Annotated in this window: 12 protein-coding genes; 9 read left to right on the forward strand and 3 right to left on the reverse strand. The window is 66.8% G+C overall.

Annotation, left to right across the window (positions count from 1 at the left end; genetic code table 11):
* Nucleotides 1-30 precede the first annotated feature (30 nt).
* From C9424_RS13325 to C9424_RS13350, 6 genes are all read left to right on the forward strand, one after another.
* Entirely contained in the window at nt 31-1,134 is a 1,104-nt protein-coding gene (locus C9424_RS13325) for an ABC transporter ATP-binding protein (RefSeq protein WP_116767301.1), read from the forward strand.
* Entirely contained in the window at nt 1,134-1,868 is a 735-nt protein-coding gene (locus tag C9424_RS13330) for an ABC transporter permease (RefSeq protein ID WP_116767302.1), read from the forward strand. Before C9424_RS13325 ends, C9424_RS13330 begins: the two co-directional genes overlap by 1 nt.
* Nucleotides 1,865-2,611: an ABC transporter permease gene (locus C9424_RS13335; RefSeq protein WP_116767303.1), complete on the forward strand. Its 747-nt coding sequence runs from the start codon at nt 1,865-1,867 to the stop codon at nt 2,609-2,611. The genes C9424_RS13330 and C9424_RS13335 overlap by 4 nt, the downstream gene beginning before the upstream one ends.
* A complete protein-coding gene (locus tag C9424_RS13340) occupies nt 2,608-3,570 on the forward strand; it encodes an ABC transporter substrate-binding protein (RefSeq protein ID WP_116767304.1) in 963 nt (320 codons plus the stop codon). The genes C9424_RS13335 and C9424_RS13340 overlap by 4 nt, the downstream gene beginning before the upstream one ends.
* A 237-nt stretch (nt 3,571-3,807) precedes the next feature.
* Entirely contained in the window at nt 3,808-5,028 is a 1,221-nt protein-coding gene (locus tag C9424_RS13345) for a pyridoxal phosphate-dependent aminotransferase (RefSeq protein ID WP_091248941.1), read from the forward strand.
* A 70-nt stretch (nt 5,029-5,098) separates the two neighbouring features.
* Nucleotides 5,099-5,953: a polyphosphate kinase 2 family protein gene (locus C9424_RS13350; RefSeq protein ID WP_116767305.1), complete on the forward strand. Its 855-nt coding sequence runs from the start codon at nt 5,099-5,101 to the stop codon at nt 5,951-5,953.
* A 25-nt stretch (nt 5,954-5,978) separates the two neighbouring features.
* Here C9424_RS13350 and C9424_RS13355 read toward each other — a convergent pair whose 3' ends face one another.
* Both C9424_RS13355 and xseA read right to left on the reverse strand, forming a co-directional pair.
* On the reverse strand, nt 5,979-6,209 hold the full coding sequence (locus tag C9424_RS13355; RefSeq protein WP_116767306.1) for an exodeoxyribonuclease VII small subunit: 231 nt from the start codon (nt 6,207-6,209) through the stop codon (nt 5,979-5,981).
* Between the two features lie 144 nt (nt 6,210-6,353).
* Nucleotides 6,354-7,640 (reverse strand): exodeoxyribonuclease VII large subunit, encoded by a 1,287-nt coding sequence (gene xseA, locus C9424_RS13360; RefSeq protein ID WP_116767307.1) that lies wholly within the window; start codon nt 7,638-7,640, stop codon nt 6,354-6,356.
* A 246-nt stretch (nt 7,641-7,886) separates the two neighbouring features.
* Here xseA and C9424_RS13365 point away from each other — a divergent pair, with 246 nt between their 5' ends.
* Complete coding sequence (locus C9424_RS13365; protein WP_116767308.1) at nt 7,887-8,747, forward strand: hypothetical protein; 861 nt, start codon at nt 7,887-7,889, stop codon at nt 8,745-8,747.
* Between the two features lie 9 nt (nt 8,748-8,756).
* Nucleotides 8,757-9,845, forward strand: a complete 1,089-nt coding sequence (locus C9424_RS13370) for a 4-hydroxy-3-methylbut-2-enyl diphosphate reductase (RefSeq protein WP_091248953.1) — start codon at nt 8,757-8,759, stop codon at nt 9,843-9,845.
* Nucleotides 9,846-9,884: 39 nt separating this feature from the next.
* On the opposite strand, the gene C9424_RS13375 is transcribed toward C9424_RS13370, so the two are convergent.
* Nucleotides 9,885-11,123: a DNA recombination protein RmuC gene (locus C9424_RS13375; RefSeq protein WP_116767309.1), complete on the reverse strand. Its 1,239-nt coding sequence runs from the start codon at nt 11,121-11,123 to the stop codon at nt 9,885-9,887.
* 263 nt (nt 11,124-11,386) lie between these two features.
* Here C9424_RS13375 and ychF point away from each other — a divergent pair, with 263 nt between their 5' ends.
* On the forward strand, nt 11,387-12,472 hold the full coding sequence (gene ychF, locus C9424_RS13380; protein WP_116767378.1) for a redox-regulated ATPase YchF: 1,086 nt from the start codon (nt 11,387-11,389) through the stop codon (nt 12,470-12,472).
* Nucleotides 12,473-12,791: the final 319 nt, after the last annotated feature.

Below are 12,791 nucleotides of genomic sequence, written 5' to 3' on the forward strand. Positions count from 1 at the left end.
TGTTGCGCCAACAGTTAGGTAAGCCCGGAAATGGCCGAAGCCATGATCGAGTTCCAAAACGTCACGAAGCAGTACCAGGGCGGCCAGGCCGCCGTTGACGGGCTGACCATGTCCATCGACAAGGGCGCCATCACGGTCTTCGTCGGACCCTCCGGCTGCGGGAAAACCACCTCCCTGCGGATGATCAACCGCATGGTCGAGCCCACATCCGGCACCATCACGGTCGACGGCGCCGACGTCACCTCCGTGCCGGCCGCGCAGCTGCGCCGGTCCATGGGCTACGTCATGCAGTCCTCCGGCCTGATGCCGCACCGCTCAGTGCTGGACAACATCGCCACCGTGCCCCGGCTCAACGGGGTATCCAAAACGGAGGCCCGCAGGCGCGCGCAGGAACTGCTCGACGTCGTCGGGCTGGCCTCCTCACTCGGCAAGCGCTACCCCTCCCAGCTGTCCGGCGGCCAGCAGCAGCGCGTCGGCGTCGCGCGGGCGCTGGCAGCCGATCCGCCCGTGCTGCTCATGGACGAGCCTTTCAGTGCCGTGGACCCCGTGGTCCGCGACGAGTTGCAGCAGGAGCTCCTCCGGCTCCAGCGCGACCTCGCCAAGACCATCGTCTTTGTCACCCACGACATCGACGAGGCCACCGTCCTGGGCGACAAGGTGGCCGTGTTCGGCATCGGCGGCAAGCTGGCACAGTACGCCGCCGCGGAAGAAATCCTGCGCGCCCCCGCCAGCGACTTCGTGGCGTCCTTCGTGGGCCGGGACCGGGGATTCCGGCACTTGGGATTCAGCCCGTCCGACGGCGTCACCATCCACCCCGTCCGCACAGTCACGCCGGACCAGCTCCGGCAGGAGGGCAGCTCCGAGGACTGGCAGCTGGTGGTCGACGGCGAGCTCCGTCCCCTTGGCTGGGCCGGCCCCCGCACGGGTGCCGGTGCCGCCCCGGCGATGGTGCCCGGCGGCTCGCTCTTCCGCAAGGGCGAGACCCTCCGCCGGGCCCTGGACGCGGCCCTGTCCTCCCCGTCGGGCCTTGGCGTCGCGGTCGACACCGACGGCCGGGTAGCCGGGGTCATCGCCGCAGCCGAAGTCCTCGCCGTGATCGAGTCCGACCGCAATGTCCGGCACGGAGGGCTCTGATGGAGTGGTTCCTGGCCAACAGCGCGGAGGTCTTCACGCTCGCAGGCCAGCACCTTGTCCTCGCGGTCCTGCCGATGATATTTGGCCTGGTGATTTCCATCCCTCTGGCCCAATTTGCCCGGCAGAACCGGGGACTCCGGTCCGTGGTGCTCACCGGGTCCTCGCTGCTGTACACGATCCCCTCGCTGGCGCTCTTCATCATCCTGCCCACCATCCTGGGAACCCGGATCCTGGATCCGGTCAACGTGGTGGTCGCCCTGACCGTCTACGCGGTGGCGCTGCTGGTCCGCGCCGCCCTGGACGCCTTTGATTCGGTGGACGAGGACCTTCGCCAGGCCGCCGTCGCCATGGGCTTCACGCCGGTTGCACGGTTCTTCCAGATCGACCTGCCGCTGTCCTTGCCGGTCATGTTCGCCGGATTGCGCGTGGTCTCGGTCAGCAACATCTCGCTGGTCAGCGTCGCCGCCCTCCTCGGGATCGGGAACCTGGGGATGCTGTTCACCTCGGGCCTGCAGCGGGACTTCGTCACCGAAGTCGTGGTGGGCATCATCGCCATCCTGGTCCTCGCGCTCCTCATGGACTCGGTCCTGGTGCTGCTGGAACGGGTGCTGACGCCGTGGACGCGGGCGGCCGGCCCGGCAGGAGCCGCCAAACCCGGAGCCGGCGATGAAGCGCCCGGGCGGCGGGGCGTCGCACGGCGCTTCTCTGAGTCCAAGGCCGGGGGCACCGCATGAGCAACGTCGTCACGGACACCATCAACTGGCTCACCGATCCCGCAAACTGGAGCGGCAGCAACGGGATTCCGGTGCGGCTTGCCGAGCACCTGGCGTACACCGGGCTCGTCATGGTGATCGCCATCGCGATCGCTGTGCCGGTGGGCCTGTTCGTGGGCCATACCGGCCGCGGGCGGGTGGCCATCGTTGCCCTCGCCGGTGCGCTGCGTGCCCTGCCCACCCTCGGCCTGTTGACCTTGTTCGTCCTGGTCGCCGGGATCGGGCTGATGCCGCCGATCTGGGCACTGGTGATCCTTACAGTCCCGCCCCTGCTGGCCGGCACGTACGCCGGGATCTCCAGCGTCGACGCCAACGTCGTGGATGCCGCCCGCGCAATGGGCATGACCGAGATGCAGGTGCTGTTCCGTGCGGAATTCCCCAACGCTCTGCCCGTGATGTACGGCGGCTTCCGGACCGGGGTGCTCCAGGTGATCGCCACCGTCTCGGTGGTGGCCTACATCAATCTGGGCGGCCTGGGCCGCTACCTGTTCGACGGGCTGGTGCTCTCCGACTTCCCGCAGATGCTGGGAGGGTCCCTGCTGATCGCGGCCCTCGCCATCGCCGTCGACCTTGTCCTTGCCCTGATTCAGAGGCTCTTCCTGTCACGGGGCGCCTTTTCCCAGCCAGACCGCAGCCAGCAGGCTGCGGTTGATCTCACAGACCCCGTATTCGCGGGGACTGTTGTTCAAGGAGGTATGTCATGAAGGAATCCCGCCAACGAGCCCTCGGCCGGCGCGCATTCGGCGGCCTGGCCGCAGGCGTGGGCTTGGCCATGGCCCTGTCCGCCTGCGGAGGCTCATCCAATCCGCTGAGCTCGGCCCCGGCCAGCAGCGGCGCCTCCGGTTCCGGCGGCGCCTTGGTGATCGGCTCCGCTGACTTCCCCGAGAGCCAGATCCTGGGCGAGGTCTACGCCGGCGCCCTGAATGCCGCCGGCGTCACGGCCAGCACGAAGCCGAACATCGGCTCGCGCGAGGTCTACATCAAAGCGGTCCAGGACGGATCCGTGGACGTCGTACCCGACTACAGCGGCAACCTGCTGCTCTACGTGAACAAGGACGCCACCGAGGTCTCCGCCGAGGACATCGCGAAGGCACTCCCGACCAAGCTGCCGCAGGGCCTGGCGGTGCTCGACGCCTCCAAGGCCGAGGACAAGGATGCCATGGTGGTCACCAAGGCCACGGCCGAGAAGTACCAGCTGAAGTCGATCGAGGACATGGCGAAGGTCTGCGGAGACCTTGTCATCGGCGCCCCGGCAACCTTCGCCGAGCGCGCGTACGGCCTGCCCGGCCTGAAGAAGAACTACAACTGCGTGCCCAAGAGCCTTGAGCCGTTCAGCGACGGCGGCGGCGCGGTGACGCTCAAGGCGCTGCTCTCGGACCAGGTCCAGGTTGCGGATATCTACACCACCACCCCGTCCATCCCGGACAACGACCTCGTGGTGCTGGAGGACCCGAAGAACAACTTCATCGCCCAACAGGTCCTGCCGCTGTACAACTCGGCCAAGATGACGGACAAGGCCAAGGAAACCCTGAACGCTGTGTCCAAGGTCCTCACCACGGATGACCTCATCAACCTCAACCGTGCCGTCAGCGGCAGCCAGAAGCAGAACCCGAAGGACGCCGCGGACGCGTGGCTGAAGGAGAAGGGCTTCGTCAAGCAGTAGCCGGCACGGCAGGGAATCGAGGCAAGGGGAGCGCGGCGGCAACATGCCGGAAGCGGACCCGCCCGACCCCCGCCGGGCCGTCGACGAACTGACGGCGACTTGATGCCGACGTGATGACATACCGACGACGCCGGTGGCCGGGCCGGAAACCCGGCCACCGGCGTCGTTGTTACCGCCGGGGCCGGGTGTGAGTCATGTCTCAGCGGAAGTACATCCTCCATATGGCATATTTGATGGATGGCAGAATTCAAGCAGTCCACCAAGCTTCATAATGTCCTTTACGACATCCGTGGACCGATTCTTCAGGCCGCCCAGCAGATGGAGGCAGAGGGTCACCGGATCCTCAAACTGAATATCGGAAACCCGGCCCCGTTCGGGTTTGAAGCGCCGGACGCGATCCTGGTGGACATGATCCGCCACCTGCCGCATGCCCAGGGCTACAGCGACTCCCGCGGCATTTTCTCCGCCCGCACCGCGGTCTCGCAGTACTACCAGACCCGCGGGATCCAGAACATCCACGTTGATGACATCTATTTGGGCAACGGCGTCAGCGAACTCATCACGATGTCGCTCATGGCCCTGCTCGACGACGGCGACGAAGTCCTGATCCCTACCCCGGACTACCCGCTGTGGACTGCCTCGGTCGCCCTGGCCAGCGGCAAGCCCGTGCACTACCTCTGCGACGAGGAGTCCGGCTGGCAGCCCGACCTCGAGGACCTGGAAGCGAAGATCACGCCGCGCACCAAGGGCATCGTGGTCATCAACCCCAACAACCCCACGGGTGCGGTGTATCCGGAGGCGACCCTGAAGAAGATCGTCGCCCTCGCCGAAAAGCACGGGCTCGTTCTCTTTGCCGACGAAATCTACGAGAAGATCCTCTACGAAGACGCCGTGCACGTAAACCTCGCCTCGCTCACGGGCGACGACGTCCTGTGCCTGACCTTCAGCGGGCTCTCCAAGGCTTACCGGGTCTGCGGCTTCCGGGCCGGCTGGATGGCCATCTCCGGGCCGAAGAAGGCCGCCGCGGACTACCTTGAGGGCATCAACCTGCTCGCCAACATGCGCCTGTGTGCGAATGTTCCGGCGCAGCACGCGATCCAGACCGCCCTCGGCGGTTATCAGAGCATCAATGACCTGATCCTGCCCGGCGGGCGGCTCCTGGAGCAGCGAAACAAGGCCTACGACATGCTCAACGCCATCCCGGGCGTCAGCACCCAGCAGGCCCGCGGTGCCATGTACCTGTTCCCGCGGCTGGACCCAGAGGTCTACCACATCCGCGACGACGAGAAATTCGTCCTCGACCTGCTCCGCGAGCAGAAGATCCTCCTCTCCCACGGCAGGGCGTTCAACTGGGTCCGGCCGGACCACTTCCGCATGGTGACCCTGCCCAACGTCAAGGACCTCGAGGAAGCGATTAACCGGATGGCGGACTTCCTGAGCCGGTACAAGGGGAACTAGGCTTCGGTCAGCAGCGCAATGGGGCACTCGCCCCCGCGGCCCGCGCTGCGCCAACCGGAAAGAGGCGTTGATGGCAGGCTCCGCGACATTCGATGACCACCCCTCGAAACTCCTGAAGGTCGGGAAGGGCTTTAGCCTGAAAGCGCTGGACCCCGAATCGACCCCCGGCTACGCCGGCGAGAAGCCCGACGGCGAGGAGCTGCTGGACAGGCTGGACGACAAACTCGCCCGGCTCCAGGAGCAGCTCTTCGCCGAGTCCCGGTTCGGGGGCACCAAACGGATCCTGCTGGTGCTGCAGGCCATGGACACTGCCGGCAAGGGCGGCATCGTCACCCACGTCATGGGCGCCATGAATCCGCACGGCGTCCAGCTGAAGTCCTTCAAGGCACCCACCCAGGAGGAAAAGTCGTACGACTTCTTGTGGCGGATTGAGAAAGAAGTGCCTGCGTCCGGGATGGTAGGGGTCTTCGACCGCTCCCACTATGAGGACGTCCTGATTCACCGCGTCCACCGCTGGGCCAGCCCCGAGGAGCTGGAGCGCCGGTACCGGGCCATCAACGAGTTTGAAGCCCGGCAGACGGGGGCCGGGACCAAGATCGTCAAGGTGATGCTGCACATCAGCCGCGACGAGCAGAAGACGCGCCTCCTGGCCCGTCTGGACGACCCAGCCAAGCTCTGGAAGTACAGCGGCGGGGACCTGAAGGAGCGGGCCTTCTGGGCGGACTACATGGACGCCTACCAGAAGGCCTTCGACAAGACCAGCACCGAGCTGGCCCCGTGGCATGTGGTGCCGGCCAACAAGAAATGGTACGCCCGCATCGCCGTGCAGCAGTTGCTCTTGGAAGCCCTCGAGAGCCTGAAACTTCAGTGGCCGGTTCCGGACCTCGACGTCGACATGGAACGCGAATTGGTGCTGCGGTCCTGAACTGCGGTCTCTAAGGGGCGGATTCCTAGCTCTCCTCCACGGCCTGGTCGCGGGCCGCGGCGAGCCGCTTGCGGGCGCCTTCGAGCCACTGTTCGCAGCGCTTGGCCAGCGCCTCGCCGCGCTCCCACAACGCGAGTGACTCCTCCAGGCTGGCGCCGCCGGCTTCCAGCTTGCCGACCACGCCGACCAGCTGCTCGCGGGCGTCCTCGTAGCTCAGGGCCTCGATGTCGGCGTTGGGGATTGATTCTGCTGCCATGCGGGTGGTGCTCCTTGGTTAGTGCGGGGTCTGGTTTTGTGCGAAATCCGGCTAGTGCAATGTCTGATGATTGCCGTGTCTGCTCACAGCAATGTCGGGTTGTTCCGGGGCCCGGGATGCGCTCTGCGGAGTCGCTCCGGCGGGTCACTCCTCGGCCGGCACCTGGCCGCCGGTGGACTGTGCGCTGAAGCGGCCCCCGGCCACCCGGACCGTCAGGTCCGTGCCGGCGGGCGCCTGCGAAGGGTGCCGCACGACGTCCCGGCGGGTCCCGGGGGCTGCGCCGGCGTCGGCGAGCTGGACCACCGCGTAGCCGCGATCGAGCGTCTTCTGCGGCGAGAGTGCCCGCACCTGGGCCTTGAGGTGGACCAGCTGGTCCGCGGCCCGGACCACAGCTGTGCTGATGGCCGAGTGCGAGCGGACTTTGAGCCGTTCGACGTCGTCGTGGCGCTGGGTGATCATGGCGTCGGGGGACAGCAGCACCGGGCGGGAGCGCAGGGACGCCAGCCGGTCGCCCTCGCGTTCGACGAGCCGGACGACCCCGCGGCGGAGCTGATCGCGCGCCTGCCGGACCCGGGCAAGCTCCTCGACGACGTCCGGAACGATCCTCTTCGCCGCGTCGGTGGGGGTCGAAGCCCTGAGGTCGGCAACATCGTCGAGGATCGGCCGGTCGGCCTCGTGTCCGATGGCGCTCACCACGGGGGTGGACGCGTCCGCGACGGCCCGGATGAGTTCCTCGTTGCTGAACGGCAACAGGTCTTCGAGGGCGCCTCCGCCGCGGGCAATGACAATGACGTCGACCTCGGGATGGGCATCGAGCTCGCGCAACGCCGCGATCACCTGGGCGACGGCGGTGTTGCCCTGGACCGCGACTTCGCGGATCTCGAATTCAACGGCCGGCCAGCGCAGGGCAGCATTGCGGAGCACATCCTTCTTGGCATCGGAATCACGGCCGGTGATCAGGCCGATCCGGTGCGGGAGCAGCGGGAGCCGCTTCTTGCGGGAATCGGCAAAGAGCCCCTCGGCGGCGAGGGCCTGCCGCAGCCGCTCGATCCGGGCGAGGAGGTCGCCCAGCCCCACAGGCCTGATGTCCTTCACGGACATGTTCAGCCGGCCCGTCTTAAGCCAGAATTCGGCCTTGAGCAAGGCCACCACCCGGGAGCCGCGTTCCAGCGGCGCGTCCTGGCGGTCCAGTACGGTGGTCCAGACCGACGCCGGCAACGAGATTTCGGCGTCGATGTCCCGCAGCGTCAGGTAGGCATTGCTGCCCCGCCGGTTCAGCTCGATCACCTGCCCCTCAACCCAAGCCGAGGGTGCGCGGTCGATATGCATCTTGAGCTTCTGGGACAGCAACTGCAGCGGCCAGGGATTGTCCGGGCTGGTCTGGGCCGCGGTGGCCGGAAGCGTGGTGGCCGCCGCCCCTTCCTCAGGCATGCGTGGGCTCCGTGGCGGAGAGTGCCTCGTGGAATGCCTTGTGCATATGCGTGCGTGTCCTTTGCCCGGGCGGGACTGCCGGCATCCGCTTCCCGTCGGGGAGCGCCGGCCGGGAGCCGGAAGTTATCGCTTTCAACTCTATCCATAGCTTTACTGTCCATAGCTTTACCAGCGGGGCCCGACTTTATGGTCATGCGCGGGACCACCATAGGATGGGTGGGACCCCAACGACCTCCTAGGAATCCCTTGCGCACTTTTGTCTCCGCTGCCGCCGTCCTCGTCGGGCTCTTGATGGCCGCCGTCGCCGTTCCTGCCATGTGGGTGGACCGGAACATCGTCCAGGAAGACGGTTTCGTTGCCCTGACCGCGCCGCTGGGCAAGGACCCGGCGTTCCAGCAGCGGCTGGCCACGGCCGCCGTCGACGCCCTGGCCTCCGGCGCCAACATCCCCGAAGCCCTCACCCAGCTTGCCCGGCCGGTCCTGGACAACGCGGCACAATCGCTGACCGCGCTGCCCGGCTATGCCGACGCCTGGGCGGAAACGTTGCGCAAGAGCCACCGCCTGACGTTCGCCGACCCCAGCACGGTGCCACCGGACGCGGACGTGACCTCGTCGCTGACTCTTGATGTGGCACCGCTCGTGGGACTCGTGGCACGGCAGGTTTCTGAGGCAACCACCCTGCCGCTGGAGGGCCCCGGCCAGGTGCTGATCCATATCGGGCAGTCCAACCAGCGCCAGCTCATCGAACGGGTCACCGTCTACGCCCCGATGGGATACGCCGTCGCAGTCGGCGCCTGCATCGCCTTCGTCATCGCGTTCGTTGCGGCCCGACGCCGATGGGCCGTTTTGGCAGGCATGGGTGTCGGGGCGCTGGTGCTCGCCGGGGTATGGAAACTTGCCAGCGACGCTGCCGGTACAGCCGTCGCCGCCACCTCGAGCGGCAACGATGTTGCGGAGCTCTTCAAGAGCGAGTTTGTCGCGGCGTGCTCAGCCGGTTTCGGGCAGTGGATCGTCGCTGCCGCCGTGGCCGGAGCGGCCCTGCTGGTCACGGGAATTGCCGTCCGCGTGACCGGGGCCCGCAAACGGGGCAACTTCGAACACCGGTAGCATGGGAGCATGACCTCCACCGCTGTATCCGTTCCGATGCCATCCGTTCCGCGCCGGCGGCGTTCACCGGAAGACGTTCTGGCAGCGGCCCCTGTCGCCGGCCCCAAAAAGGTTCTCCTGGCAGCCCCGCGCGGCTACTGCGCCGGCGTTGACCGCGCAGTCATCGCGGTGGAAAAAGCGCTTGAGCACTACGGCCCGCCCGTGTACGTGCGCAAGCAGATCGTGCACAACGTCCACGTCGTCAGCTCCCTGGAGGAGAAGGGTGCGATCTTCGTTGACGAAACCGACGAGGTCCCCGAAGGCGCCCTCGTGATCTTTTCGGCGCACGGCGTCTCACCGGCCGTCGTCCAGTCAGCGGAAGACCGCGGCCTGCGGACCATTGACGCGACCTGCCCGCTGGTCACCAAGGTGCACCGCGAAGCCGTCCGGTTCGCCAAAGACGACTTCGACATCCTGCTGATTGGCCACGACGGCCACGAGGAAGTGGAAGGCACCGCCGGCGAGGCGCCCGAGCACATCCAGATCATCAACGGCCCGCACGAGGTCGACAAGGTCACGGTCCGCGATCCGGAAAAGGTCATTTGGCTCTCGCAGACCACTCTCAGCGTTGACGAAACCATGGAGACCGTCCGCCTCCTCAAGGAGCGGTTCCCCACCTTGCAGGATCCGCCCAGCGACGACATCTGCTACGCCACCACGAACCGGCAGGTGGCCATCAAGAAGATCTCCCCCCAAGCGGACCTCGTGATCGTGGTGGGCTCCGCCAACTCGTCCAACTCGGTCCGCCTCGTCGAGGTGGCGCTGGAATACGGCGCCAAGGCCTCCTACCGCGTCGACTTCGCCAACGAGGTCGACGAGGCTTGGTTCGAGGGCGTCGCCACCGTCGGAGTGACGTCGGGGGCCTCCGTCCCCGAAGTGCTTGTCAAGGACGTGCTGCGGCTCCTGGCCGACTACGGCTATGGATCGGTCGAGGAAGTCGTCACGGCCGAGGAAGACCTCCTCTTCTCCTTGCCGAAGGAACTCCGAGCCACCCTGAAGCAGGCCGGCGATGTCTCCCGCGCCCTCGGCGGCCGCGGCACCCGCCCCGAGCAGTCGTAGGGTCCGGGCCCAGAACCTGGGCCCGGAACCCGGCCCGGCTCAGGCCGCGGACTCTTCCGACTCGTCACGGGGCTGCAGCTCGGGTGCTGCGACCGCCCGCGGCGTGACCTCGACGGCCGGGGGAGTGACCAAGCCGGTGGCTTCGAGGGAGTTCAGCTTCCTGGCGGTGGGCAGGACCCGGGCTTCGAGGGTCCCGACCATGGAGTTGTACCGCTCCACCGAGGTCTTCAGCGAGGACCCCAGCTTGGTGACGTTCTCGCCGAGTGTGCCCATGCGGTCGTAGAGCTGCCGGGCGAGCTCGAAGAGTTCCCGGGCGCTGTCCGTCAACACGTCCTGCCGCCACGTGAACGCCACGGCCTTCAGCACAGCCAGCAGGCTCCCGGGCGAGGCCAGGACCACGTTTTTCGACAATGCATAGTCCAGCAGCGCCGGATCCGCCGAGAGGGCGGCGGCCAGAATGGACTCTGCCGGAAGGAAGCAGATCACCAGCTCCGGGGAGTTGCCGGGGATGTCCCAGTACTTCTTGTTGCCCAGCGCGTCGACGTGGGCCTTGAGGGCCTTTGCGTGGGCGGCGAGGTGCGCCTGCTGGCTGCCGGACGGCTGGGCGGCCTGCCGGCCCGCGGGCGCCGCGCCGAGCTCCTGGGCTGCGAGATAGGACGCGAGGGGTACCTTCGCGTCGACGACGAGCTGCTTATCTCCGGGCAGCTGCACCACGAGGTCGGGCCGGAGGCTGCCGTCCGTCCCGGCGCTGTGGGCCTGCCCGCTGTGGACCTGTTCGTGGAAGTCCACGTGGCGCAGCATCCCTGCTGCCTCGACCACCCGTCGCAGCTGAACCTCGCCCCACTGGCCGCGTGCGCTGTTGGACCGCAGGGCAGACTCGAGCGCATGCGTGGACCGCAGGAGCTGCTCATCGGACAGGCGGGCCTCCTGCAGCTGCTGCGCGAGCTGGCCGTACTGCTCCAGCCGGTCGCGTTCCAGCAGGGAGACCTGCTGCTGCACGGCCGTGAGTTTTTCCGCCACCGGTGCCAGCGCCCGGAGCACACTTCCGTCCTGGTTCCGGGATTCGCCCAGCTCCCGGTTCTGGGCCGCGAGAAGGCGCCGCTCGGCGTCGGCGGCGGCGAACTGCGCGCTGACCTCCGAAAGCCGGGCCGATACGCCGTCGAAGTCCTGTTCCACGGCGAGGTAGCGCCGGCGGAGCAGAACGAAAACGACGGCGGCGCCGGCAACGGCGCCCGTGAGCAGCATGAGCAGGGCAAGAATCAGTGCAAAAGCATCCATGACTTCACTGTTGCACGCCCCTGTGACAGTTTTAGCGCCGACGCCCGGATGACGCCCCGAACGGGCCCGTAAGACCGCCCGTAAGAAGCCAGGAAGGCGCCCGGAAGGCGCCCGGAAGGCGTCCGGAAGGCGCCCGGAAGGCGTCCGGAAGGCGCCCGGAAACGTCCCGGAACTGCGCTCCTGCCGGTTTCGGACCTGCCGCACTGACCCCCTGCCGGACCCGCCACGGCGATCACCAGCCTGTGCGGGTAGAATATATGCTCGTGGCTCTTACTATTGGCATCGTCGGACTGCCCAACGTCGGCAAATCAACTCTTTTCAACGCACTGACCCGCAACCAGGTCCTCGCGGCGAACTACCCGTTCGCCACGATCGAGCCGAACATCGGCGTCGTGAACCTGCCGGATGCCCGGCTTGAAAAGCTGGCCGGCATCTTCGGCTCCCAGCGCCTGCTGCCTGCCGCCGTGTCCTTCGTGGACATCGCCGGCATCGTCAAGGGCGCATCCGAGGGCGAAGGCCTGGGTAACCAGTTCCTCGCCAACATCCGCGAGGCCGAGGCCATCGCGCAGGTCGTCCGCGTGTTCGATGACCCGGACGTCATCCACGTCGACGGCAAGGTCGATCCCCGCTCCGACATGGAGACGATCAACACCGAGCTGATCCTGGCCGATCTGCAGACCATCGAAAAGGCCATCCCGAGGATCGAAAAAGAAGTCAAGATCAAAAAGCGCGAGGCGGCCGAACTGGCAGCCATCCTGGCGGCCCAGGCCGTCCTGGAACGCGGCGACACCATCTTCTCCTCGATCAAGAGCGACAAGCTGGAGATGGAGCACCTCAAGGAGCTCGGCCTCCTGACCGCCAAGCCCTTCATCTACGTCTTCAACGCCGACGAGGGGATTCTGGGCAGCCCGGAGAAGCAGGCCGAGCTGCGCGCGCTTGTGGCCCCGGCGGACGCCATCTTCCTGGACGCCAAGCTCGAGTCCGATCTCGTGGAGCTCGACGAGGCAGAAGCCCGCGAGATGCTGGAAATGAACGGTCAGGATGAGTCCGGGCTGGACCAGCTGGCCCGTGTCGGCTTCCACACCCTCGGGCTGCAGACCTACCTCACGGCCGGTCCGAAGGAAACCCGCGCCTGGACCATCCGGCAGGGCGACACCGCCCCGCAGGCGGCCGGCGTGATCCACTCCGATTTCCAGCGCGGTTTCATCAAGGCCGAGGTCGTCTCCTTCGATGACCTGATCGAGGCCGGCTCCATGGCCGAGGCGAAGGCCCGCGGCAAGGTCCGGGTCGAAGGCAAGGAATACATCATGGCCGACGGCGACGTCGTCGAATTCCGCTTCAACGTCTGATGTCCTCCGCCCGGCAGTGCGGTAATTCTGCCAAGTAAAGACGGATTAACTGGAAGGCCCCGATTTTCGGATCGGGGCTTTTCCTGTGTCCGGATCTATTAATCTTTTCCATCCCGGCCGTCAATGTTTCTGTGGAACGATGGCCCTGCTGAGCCTGTCCAATGTTGCAGCTCGGTAACGAACTTTACAGTGAGTCAACTTTGGTGGCTCTTGGCCGCATTTGGGGTTTACGCTTCATGCCATGTGAGACGGCCCACACTGCCGCTGGGGGAGTGTGGACGTCTGTCCGGCGCTGTAGGCGCCGGTCTCACCCACACCA

It is taken from the genome of Arthrobacter sp. H-02-3 (assembly GCF_003097355.1).
In the GTDB taxonomy this organism is placed as follows: domain Bacteria; phylum Actinomycetota; class Actinomycetes; order Actinomycetales; family Micrococcaceae; genus Arthrobacter; species Arthrobacter humicola.

What these genes read in the sequence shown, in the direction of transcription:
- C9424_RS13325 (WP_116767301.1), top strand. Translation starts at nt 31, where the DNA reads ATGGCCGAAGCCATGATCGAGTTCCAAAACGTCACGAAGCAGTACCAG.
- C9424_RS13330 (WP_116767302.1), top strand. Translation starts at nt 1,134, where the DNA reads ATGGAGTGGTTCCTGGCCAACAGCGCGGAGGTCTTCACGCTCGCAGGC.
- C9424_RS13335 (WP_116767303.1), top strand. Translation starts at nt 1,865, where the DNA reads ATGAGCAACGTCGTCACGGACACCATCAACTGGCTCACCGATCCCGCA.
- C9424_RS13340 (WP_116767304.1), top strand. Translation starts at nt 2,608, where the DNA reads ATGAAGGAATCCCGCCAACGAGCCCTCGGCCGGCGCGCATTCGGCGGC.
- C9424_RS13345 (WP_091248941.1), top strand. Translation starts at nt 3,808, where the DNA reads ATGGCAGAATTCAAGCAGTCCACCAAGCTTCATAATGTCCTTTACGAC.
- C9424_RS13350 (WP_116767305.1), top strand. Translation starts at nt 5,099, where the DNA reads ATGGCAGGCTCCGCGACATTCGATGACCACCCCTCGAAACTCCTGAAG.
- C9424_RS13355 (WP_116767306.1), bottom strand. Translation starts at nt 6,209, where the DNA reads ATGGCAGCAGAATCAATCCCCAACGCCGACATCGAGGCCCTGAGCTAC.
- xseA (WP_116767307.1), bottom strand. Translation starts at nt 7,640, where the DNA reads ATGCCTGAGGAAGGGGCGGCGGCCACCACGCTTCCGGCCACCGCGGCC.
- C9424_RS13370 (WP_091248953.1), top strand. Translation starts at nt 8,757, where the DNA reads ATGACCTCCACCGCTGTATCCGTTCCGATGCCATCCGTTCCGCGCCGG.
- C9424_RS13375 (WP_116767309.1), bottom strand. Translation starts at nt 11,123, where the DNA reads ATGGATGCTTTTGCACTGATTCTTGCCCTGCTCATGCTGCTCACGGGC.